This is a genomic window from Melghirimyces algeriensis (genome assembly GCF_900182565.1).
Classification (GTDB): Bacteria; Bacillota; Bacilli; order Thermoactinomycetales; family DSM-45169; genus Melghirimyces; species Melghirimyces algeriensis.
In genome coordinates, this window is the sequence record NZ_FXTI01000021.1 from 1 (window position 1) to 8,306 (window position 8,306).

The window sequence follows — 8,306 nt, forward strand, 5'->3', positions numbered from 1 at the left end:
TGTATCGAAGACCTCCAAGTAAAGCATATGGTGAAAAACCGCAAGTTAGCCAAATCGATCACGGATGCCTCGTGGTCGGAGTTTGTCGCTATGCTTACCTACAAGGCAGCCTGGCATGGAAGAAACGTGGTGAAAGTGGGGAAACAGTTCCCTTCTAGTCAGCTTTGCTCTTCCTGTGGCTACCGAAACAAGGATGTAAAGAACCTCAACCTTCGGGCATGGACATGCCCTACATGCAGCTCTCACCATGACCGAGACATCAATGCATCCAAAAACATCTTGCAAGAAGGACTTCGAGTACTTGCGGTCGGGCAGACCGTTTAAGCTTGGATATGATCCTGTCAGTAGACGGGAGCTCCCAAGAATCCCCTGCCTTCAGGCATGGGGAGTGTCAATTATTTGTAAAATGGAATGTATCTTTTCTACTCTCTCATAGAATTGTTCCTTACTTTCATACTCTCTGACGGTTATAAATCTCACTTTTCCATTCGCATTTAAAGAGTTTCTTGAAATATGTCCGCCTAGCCCCTCGCATAAATTCTTTACCATGGCAACATCATCAACCTCTATTTTGCCATGCCATTCGAAATAAGGTTTTGAGTTCTTAGTTATCGGTTGATGAAAGTATGCTTCTTCCTTTGGAGACGTCTCTACTTTTTTTCTTATGATTGTAAATCCGTTTTCTTGAAACTTCGTTACGGTCTTTTCGATTTCTTTATTAGCTTCATGAAAATCTTTACTGTTAATAACCCCTGTATACATTGGTTGATTGATGTAATTTCCTTTATCTAGGACGATCATGAGAGGTTTTACCTGTTCCGATTTACAAAGTTCTATAAAAGCTTCCTTGTCAGCAAGATTTAAATCATTGACTGTAATGTGAAATTCAAATTCCATTGTCTCACTCCTGAACAGTTCTTTTTAGATAATTTTGTTGCATAAATGGGTTACTTCATTTTAACATTCTTTTTTTGCAATAACGAAACAATTTTTATTTTTCTGGTTCCCCCATGGCCCTTAAAAACAAACCTTCACTGAACACAATCTACGGAGGTTTTAAAGTCTTATATGAAGAATATAATTTACTGTCTTAGAAAAAAGGCATGCTGTTATACATTCCAGTTGCCCCATGAAAGGTCAGACAGGAGAGGAGATAACAATGCGTAACGAAAAGGAAATGATGGATTTAATATTAACCACTGCCAAAAATGATGAGAGAGTACGTGCTGTAATCATGAATGGATCACGTACAAATCCTCATGCAAAAAAAGATATTTTTCAGGATTATGATATTGAATATATTGTAAGCGATATCAATTCTTTCACATCTGATCATCGTTGGGTAGATATATTTGGCGAGAGAATGATGATGCAAATGCCAGAGGAGAACGTGTTGCCACCAGCTGAAAATGATGGACGTTTTCCTTATCTCATGCAATTTAAGGATGGAAATCGCCTTGATTTGACTTTGATTCCTATAGAGAAAATGGATCAATTGATGAATTTTGATAGTTTAAGTCTAGTGCTTCTAGATAAAGATGAGATGATAGATCCGCTTCCACTTCCAAATGATCGAGATTACCATATAAAGCCGCCCTCAGAAAAAGAATTTATGGATAGTTGCAATGAATTTTGGTGGATCTGCTTGAACATTAGCAAGGGCCTTTGGCGTGAAGAACTTACATATGCCATGTTCATGTATGAACAGGTCAACCGGAATGTGTTAATCCGAATGATTGAATGGTATATCGGAATGAAAACGAATTTTACAAAAAGTGCTGGCAAGCATGGTAAGTACATCCAAGACTATCTTGAGACAGAACTATGGAATGAATTTGTTCGAACATATCCAGATGCTGATTATGAAAACATATGGCAATCACTTTTCCATATGTGTGATTTATTCAGAAAAATAGCAGTAAAAGTGGCTAACCATTTTGCATTCAGATATCCCTATGATGAGGACAAAAATGTCAGCGCGTATCTTCAACATGTGAAAAACCTGCCAGGGAATAGTGATGGATGAAAGCCTTCTGACTGGCTGAAGTAACAACTGTTCCATTTCCATAGACATGAATGACTTGAGTGGTTCTCAAGTCTTTTTTTCATTTACTGAAGAGTCTCGAAATTGGGCGCTCTCTCTTCTCCTAAAAAAATCGATATTGATAATCATTATCAATTGATTTATGATGGAACCAAACCGTTCAAAAGGAGATTGATCGATGACGAAGGTCCTTTTGATCTACAGCAGTATGACGGGAAACACGGAAGAGATGGCAGAAGCGATTGCAGAAGGGGTCAAGGAACGAGCCAGCCTTGAAGTCAAGGATGTGCTGGAGGCGGAGGCTACTGAAATGATTGATTATGACGGTTTGTTATTAGGTGCCTATACATGGGGGGATGGAGAGTTACCTGATGAATTTCTCGATTTTTATGATGATATGGAAGAATTGGATCTCAGGAACAAGAAGGCAGCTGTATTTGGATCCTGCGACTCTTCATATCCCCATTTTGGTGCTGCCGTAGACATTCTCATTGAAACGTTGCAGGCATGCGGAGCTGAAGTCGTTCTACCGGGTTTGAAGGTGGAGTTGAGTCCAACAGATGAACAGATTACAGAATGTAAACAATTTGGATTCGACTTTATCCATCATCTTCTTCACAGGAGGGAAGGACATGAGAAAACACCAAAGGGATAGAGGCACGAAGTGGAAATGGGCACCAGCCGTTCAGAGAACCGTTAATCAGGTGGTTGCGGAGTTTTATAGGTCTGATCCCCATCAACGGACCGGTCTCCGCGTTTTGGAACTGATCGGGAAAAACTGGACTGCAACCCCTTCTTTATTTGAGGGTACATATGATTATTATGAAGCCCTGCTGAAAACAACGGATCATTTGCTACAGGGGTTGCTACAGGATCGAGACAGCCATTCTATCGTCATTGAAGCGCCTCAAATTTATGCGAAGAAGCGAAAGAACTGTCCGGGACCTCTGTTGGTATGTAAGAAGACCTCTCAAAGCTGTGTACTCCGAACCTATTGGGTGGAGATTCCCTGTGAAGTGGAAAATCTGCAATCGATAGCATGGGGGCTATACTCTGCAATACAGGAGCCTTTACCGGACAGACTGGAAGTTGTCCATGTGCTGAGCGGGCGAAGAACACGGCTTCCGATAAAGAGTCCGTCCCACAGTCAATCTGTAACCCTGAAAACGATCACTGAGGGGGCTTGATATCTCAACCTAGGAGAGTACATGGCTAAGTACCGTTTAAATATCAGTATCAGGGGGGAGTGCCAATGAATCTATTAAGAGATTGGGTTCGAATGGCTGAGTTTCCTTATCAAAAAGAAAAACGTTATCTTGAATTAGTGGAAGAATTTTGGGCTCTTACCAAAGAACGTTTGGAAGGCAAAATATCACTAGAAAGAAAGCGGGAAATTGGGTCTCGCATTGCCAAAATCAATCAAGAAGCTAGAGGTTAGAGGTAGGATACATTTTTTTCGGAAATAAAACTCTGGAACCAAATGGTTTCAGGGTATAGATCGGGAATTGAGGGGGGTGTAAAAACTGGAATGAAAAAAGAGTTAGCTCATTACGTAAGCTTACCCTACACCCTTTTGGTCCATTCAATCAAAGATGAAAGTGGAGAGTATTTTGTTGGTTGTGTTTTGGAGCTGGATGGTTGTATGAGCGACGGAGATACGTTAGAAGAAGCTTATGAGAACACGCAGGAAGCCATGGAAGGGTATCTGGAAGTGAAGTTGGCTTATGGGGACCCGATCCCAAGACCAATAAAGGAAAAGGATATGTTGAATGGAAACGCAAATATCTATCTGCCTGAAACCCTTCAGCAACGATTGACAGTAGAAGCAAAGAAAGAGGGAGTTTCCCTCAATCAGTATATTTTGCGTAAGTTAAGCGAGTGAAAAGAAGTAAGGTGTATGTTTGCTGGAAAAGTGTAAATGACAGCGTGTGATGTTCTACATCCAGGGAGTTTGACTCGTTTAGGATGACTTTCCACCCAAGAGGTTTCCGATATAGTGGGGGTTGTGAGATATAGAGAAGGGTTTGATGCCGCTTCGGGTTTACTTTTTTATAGGAGTGTTCCAATGACCTATATTATCTTTGATTTGGAAACGACCTGTGAGGAAAAGAGGAGGGTCCAGAACGAAACGATTGAAATCGGGGCGGTGAAGGTGGATGAAGCAGGGCAGGCAGTGGATACATTTCAAACCTTCGTTCGGCCGGTCATTCGCCCGGTGCTTTCCGGTTTTTGCACGCAACTGACTACGATTCGGCAGAAAGAGGTAGATACGGCACCGTTTTTTCCCCAAGCGGTGGCATCATTTCGGCGTTGGATCGGAGAGGAGGCATATATGCTCTGTTCCTGGGGGTTTTATGTACCGCCAGCACTTTTTGCCCCTTAATTGTAAGTCGGAAAGATATTTCGATACCGCTTGCTCCATATGCACTTACCTTCCTCCGTGCACACCTGACATCGGTCTTTGACTCTCAGCCGATTGATCCACTTGGACAGATGGTGAAAACGATTCGATTGACTGCTGTTGATAATGAGTAAAGTCGATATCTGGGTGGAATTGATGAAACCGCCTGATCTAATTCCTCCTGTATTCCTTGTAGTAATTGGGGCTTCAGTTCCTTGTCAATTTTATTCTCCAAGATTGCTTGAATGACGGCAGCGGCTCCTGCAGTCAGAAAATGCTCATGCCATCCAAACTCCACATCCGAAGAAAACTTGGTATAGACAGGGATGGGACGTCCATGTTCAGCACTGACAGCCATGTTTGCATCAACGTTTAAATCTGGATTGAAAAAATTGTTCACCTTTACTTCAAAACGAAGCTTAATTTTGATTCCGGTGGCATCAATTTCAAGTTGTGGCTGCTTTTTAATGGTGATGTCGTCTCTTTCCCCTACCACATGATTTACCACTTGAGTGGTTCTACGACGGATTTCATCTTCTGCGACGGAATGCCCATAGCAATTTTCAGCACTCACTTGAACCGTCGTTGATCCCAAATGTCTGTGCACAGTAAACATCTGAGCGTGAATGTGATAGGTTTGGGTCAAAGCTGGAGTGACCACTTTTGTTCCCTCCATCCCAACATCCAGATGCCTACTTGCAGAATAGGGACTGGTACTAACGGTGATTTTTACATTTGGACCCGTTACACGCCAACTTAACTGCACTTCATCATAAGGATAAACCTGTGTGGGTTCTGCTTGAAAATAATCTAGTTTAAGCTGACTCAACTTATCCATTGCTGTATTGATCATTTCTTCTGTTGGTGGCACTGGAGACACTTCCTTTCTTTTCATTTCCTATAGGATGACCTTTTTCAAGAATTTTACTTACTGAATCCAGCTTTTTTTGGCGCAACTAGAGCCTTTTTTCATTTCCATTCTTCATATACAGACATATACCATCTGGTACACTCTCCGATCAAAGGAGTTGAAAATATGTTCAATTTTTTAACAATTATATGGCAGATGCTTGCTGGTGGGGGATTGCTTATCATCATTTTAGCCATTGGTCACTGGGCAATTCGGACTCTGAAAAGGTAAAACGCGTGAATAAACGTTATGAAAGATGGTGATGGTCTTCATGCAGAAAAAACTATTCGCTATGATTTCGTGTTTATTGTTTATAGCAGGGGGAATGTCCTGCATATCTGTATATATTCCGAATATTGAAGTTCCTGTATATGTAGTCATTTGGACGCCTGTAATCGGTTTGTTATTTGGAGTTATGAGTCTGGCAAGAAAAGAGAATGGCAGGTTGATGAAGGTTGGTTTATGGGGAAATGCATCTTTAATCGTTCTCTTTTGGCTTCTCGTTTATGTACCGCCAGCACTTTTTGCCCCTTGATCCCATGTTTTGCAGGAAAGAAATAGGATTCTGTTATAGATTTAGAAAAGAAGACGATGCCAAAAAGGCTCGTCTTTTTTGTCTTGTCCATTTCATGGTACAAACACAAGGCTGAATAACATACAGTAAGGTTCGAAGTTAAAGGGGGTACAACGATTGGGGAAGAAACGATTGGAGATCCTGTTACTCCCCGGAACAGATGATTTAAATGAAATGATTATTGATCCTCTTGTTCGCCATGTAAACAGAAAAATGGGCAGAGAGGTATTAAAGATAAAGCCCTCCATTGAAATGGACAAAACCATATCTACTGGGTGCAACGACCACCTGAACTCCAGACGTGCTTAACTCCTTTCTGAAATGGAACAACCGGGAGGGGGTTTTTTGTCCAACCAGCAATTATGTGCCGTTTATGCACGGGTATCATTGGACCGACAGGCTGAATCCGTGGAACATCAAGTCACTCTATTAAGGGAGTTGGCTCGGTCAAGAAATATAGGGAGGATTCCGGATGCGTTCGTATATCAGGATACCGGGATTTCCGCCACCAAGCACTCTCTTTGGACCCGGCCAGCCATGAATCGATTAATAAAAGACGCGGATGAAGGGAAGTTTCAGGTTGTACTGTTTAAGGGGATTTCCCGGTTTGCACGTTCCACTCAGGAGGCACTCGATGCGTTGGATCGGCTTCGTTCAAAGGGATTGCGAGTGATCAGCTATGAAGAAAACTACGATTCAGCCAAAGACAGCGGCAATTTTACCTTTACCATTCATTCCGCAGTGGCTGAATATGAAGCAGAAAAAACGGCGATCCGTGTTCGACTGGGAAACAAGGAGAAAGCCAGGCAGGGTTTATGGACAGGAATCCCTCCATTTGGTTACAAGCTGAAAGACCGTCGTTTAGTCATCGATCAAGAGGAAGCTGAAGTGGTCAGGAAAATATTTGATCTGTATGTCCATGAGGGATACGGTACGTTTAGGATTGCACAAATGTTAAACGAGCAAGGTTGTTATCCAAGGTCGGGAAAGAGATGGTCCAGGACCACCATCGGTTATGTATTGAAGAGAGAGGCATACAAGGGATGGGTTGTTTACAACAGGAAAACGCAAAAACGCGTCCGTGATTATGACAGTCCTATTCAAGGGAAGAAGAAATGGATTCGACAATTAAATCCACCGGAAGAGTGGGTCATCGTAAAAGATTCACACCAGCCGATCATCGATGAATCAACGTTTGAACATGCCCAAGAAATTCTAAATCGTAGAAAAGTGAAGGAAACAGCACCCAATGTGCAACATCCACTGACAGGAATCCTTTTCTGCAAGAAATGCGGTGAAGGCATGGTTTGTCAGAAGCGTTCTTATAAAGACAAGCAATATCGGTACTACATTTGTAAGACATATCATAAATACGGACGTTCCTATTGTGATCAAGCAAATATCAATGCGGATGATTTGGAATGTGGAATCGCTGAAAAACTGGAACAATGTATTCAAGATCAATACGATCCTCTGAAAATACAGCAATATGTAGTGTATTCATCATTTGATGCAAAAAGGCTGGAGAAAAAGCTGAAGGAGATGAATGATAAAATTGGGAAACTGAACAAAGACAATGCGGATCTGTATTTTGAACGGGAAAACATGAATGAAGAACAATACCGCTATCTCACGCAACGCATACGGGAAGAAATGGATAATCTATTGAAAAAGAAAAGAACCCTGGAAACGGAAAGGGATTTGGCTCAAAATGATGAAGCAGCCAATAAAGAAATACTGACCCATATGGAAGACTTTTTCATCATGGATCGCTCCAAAACCCATGAGTTTCGGCGATTTCTTCACTATTTCATTGATCGAATTGAGATTGAAGACAATAAGACCTATGTCCAAACCGCTTTTTCTTTTTAGGGTTTGGGTAACGTAAAATTCGTTGATATAGTCAATCATGGCTTTAATCTACACATTGTGAAGTGAGACTTATATCTTTGCGAGCGAGAAAACCCCTAGCTTTAGCTATGGGGATGAGAGCGAGCGTCAGGCGAGGGAGGGGTGTTTTTTACCCCTCTCGCAAGCCTGACCCTCTTTTCTCTCTTTTTTTGCACCTGTTTAATTAGATATATTGAATCTATATAATATTCGTTGTAAAATTGGCAATAGGTGATGAATTTGAGAACGGTTCAAAGTAATCGAAATGTCGTGTACGACTGCAAGTATCATGTAGTTTTTTGTCCCAAGTATCGACGAAAAGTGCTGGTTTCGCCTGTAAATGATCGGCTGAAAGAGCTGTTCGCAGAAAAAGCAAGAGAGTTGGAAGTTATGATTTCCAGTATGGAAATCATGCCCGATCATGTGCATTTACTCATACAATGTGATCCGCAGTTTGGGATACACAGGGCAGTTAAACATCTCAAAG

The 8,306-nt window shown here is 41.7% G+C and carries 13 protein-coding genes; 11 read left to right on the forward strand and 2 right to left on the reverse strand.

Annotated features, from left to right (window positions below; translation table 11 throughout):
- Positions 1 to 324 (forward strand): RNA-guided endonuclease TnpB family protein (locus FN782_RS16510; protein ID WP_142506886.1); only part of this gene is annotated, 324 nt, incomplete at its 5' end.
- Positions 325 to 375: 51 nt separating this feature from the next.
- Here FN782_RS16510 and FN782_RS16515 read toward each other — a convergent pair.
- Positions 376 to 897, reverse strand: a complete 522-nt coding sequence (locus FN782_RS16515) for a hypothetical protein (RefSeq protein ID WP_246065007.1) — start codon at positions 895 to 897, stop codon at positions 376 to 378.
- Positions 898 to 1,159: 262 nt separating this feature from the next.
- Between FN782_RS16515 and FN782_RS16520 the strand changes: the two genes are divergently transcribed.
- The 6 genes from FN782_RS16520 (at position 1,160) to FN782_RS16545 (ending at position 4,427) form a co-directional block, all read left to right on the forward strand.
- Positions 1,160 to 2,026: an aminoglycoside 6-adenylyltransferase gene (locus tag FN782_RS16520; RefSeq protein ID WP_142506887.1), complete on the forward strand. Its 867-nt coding sequence runs from the start codon at positions 1,160 to 1,162 to the stop codon at positions 2,024 to 2,026.
- A 196-nt stretch (positions 2,027 to 2,222) separates the two neighbouring features.
- Positions 2,223 to 2,699: a flavodoxin gene (locus FN782_RS16525; RefSeq protein ID WP_142506888.1), complete on the forward strand. Its 477-nt coding sequence runs from the start codon at positions 2,223 to 2,225 to the stop codon at positions 2,697 to 2,699.
- Complete coding sequence (locus FN782_RS16530; protein ID WP_142506889.1) at positions 2,677 to 3,231, forward strand: hypothetical protein; 555 nt, start codon at positions 2,677 to 2,679, stop codon at positions 3,229 to 3,231. Before FN782_RS16525 ends, FN782_RS16530 begins: the two co-directional genes overlap by 23 nt.
- Positions 3,232 to 3,296: 65 nt before the next feature.
- Positions 3,297 to 3,482, forward strand: a complete 186-nt coding sequence (locus FN782_RS16535; RefSeq protein ID WP_142506890.1) for a hypothetical protein — start codon at positions 3,297 to 3,299, stop codon at positions 3,480 to 3,482.
- A 90-nt stretch (positions 3,483 to 3,572) separates the two neighbouring features.
- The gene (locus FN782_RS16540) at positions 3,573 to 3,926 is read left to right on the forward strand and encodes a type II toxin-antitoxin system HicB family antitoxin (RefSeq protein WP_142506891.1); all 354 of its coding nucleotides are present in this window, start codon (positions 3,573 to 3,575) and stop codon (positions 3,924 to 3,926) included.
- A gap of 183 nt (positions 3,927 to 4,109) precedes the next feature.
- The gene (locus FN782_RS16545) at positions 4,110 to 4,427 is read left to right on the forward strand and encodes a 3'-5' exonuclease (protein ID WP_142506892.1); all 318 of its coding nucleotides are present in this window, start codon (positions 4,110 to 4,112) and stop codon (positions 4,425 to 4,427) included.
- A gap of 85 nt (positions 4,428 to 4,512) precedes the next feature.
- Here FN782_RS16545 and FN782_RS16550 read toward each other — a convergent pair whose 3' ends face one another.
- Positions 4,513 to 5,316, reverse strand: a complete 804-nt coding sequence (locus FN782_RS16550) for a hypothetical protein (protein WP_142506893.1) — start codon at positions 5,314 to 5,316, stop codon at positions 4,513 to 4,515.
- 310 nt (positions 5,317 to 5,626) lie between these two features.
- Between FN782_RS16550 and FN782_RS16555 the strand changes: the two genes are divergently transcribed.
- The 4 genes from FN782_RS16555 to tnpA all read left to right on the forward strand — a co-directional run.
- On the forward strand, positions 5,627 to 5,890 hold the full coding sequence (locus FN782_RS16555; protein WP_142506894.1) for a hypothetical protein: 264 nt from the start codon (positions 5,627 to 5,629) through the stop codon (positions 5,888 to 5,890).
- A gap of 156 nt (positions 5,891 to 6,046) precedes the next feature.
- Complete coding sequence (locus FN782_RS16560; RefSeq protein ID WP_142506895.1) at positions 6,047 to 6,238, forward strand: hypothetical protein; 192 nt, start codon at positions 6,047 to 6,049, stop codon at positions 6,236 to 6,238.
- 36 nt (positions 6,239 to 6,274) lie between these two features.
- Positions 6,275 to 7,801 carry a recombinase family protein gene (locus FN782_RS16565; RefSeq protein WP_185956396.1) on the forward strand — a complete coding sequence of 509 codons (1,527 nt, stop codon included), beginning with the start codon at positions 6,275 to 6,277 and terminating at the stop codon, positions 7,799 to 7,801.
- 252 nt (positions 7,802 to 8,053) lie between these two features.
- Positions 8,054 to 8,306: IS200/IS605 family transposase (gene tnpA / locus FN782_RS16570; RefSeq protein ID WP_246065008.1), on the forward strand; the 253-nt coding region annotated here is incomplete at its 3' end.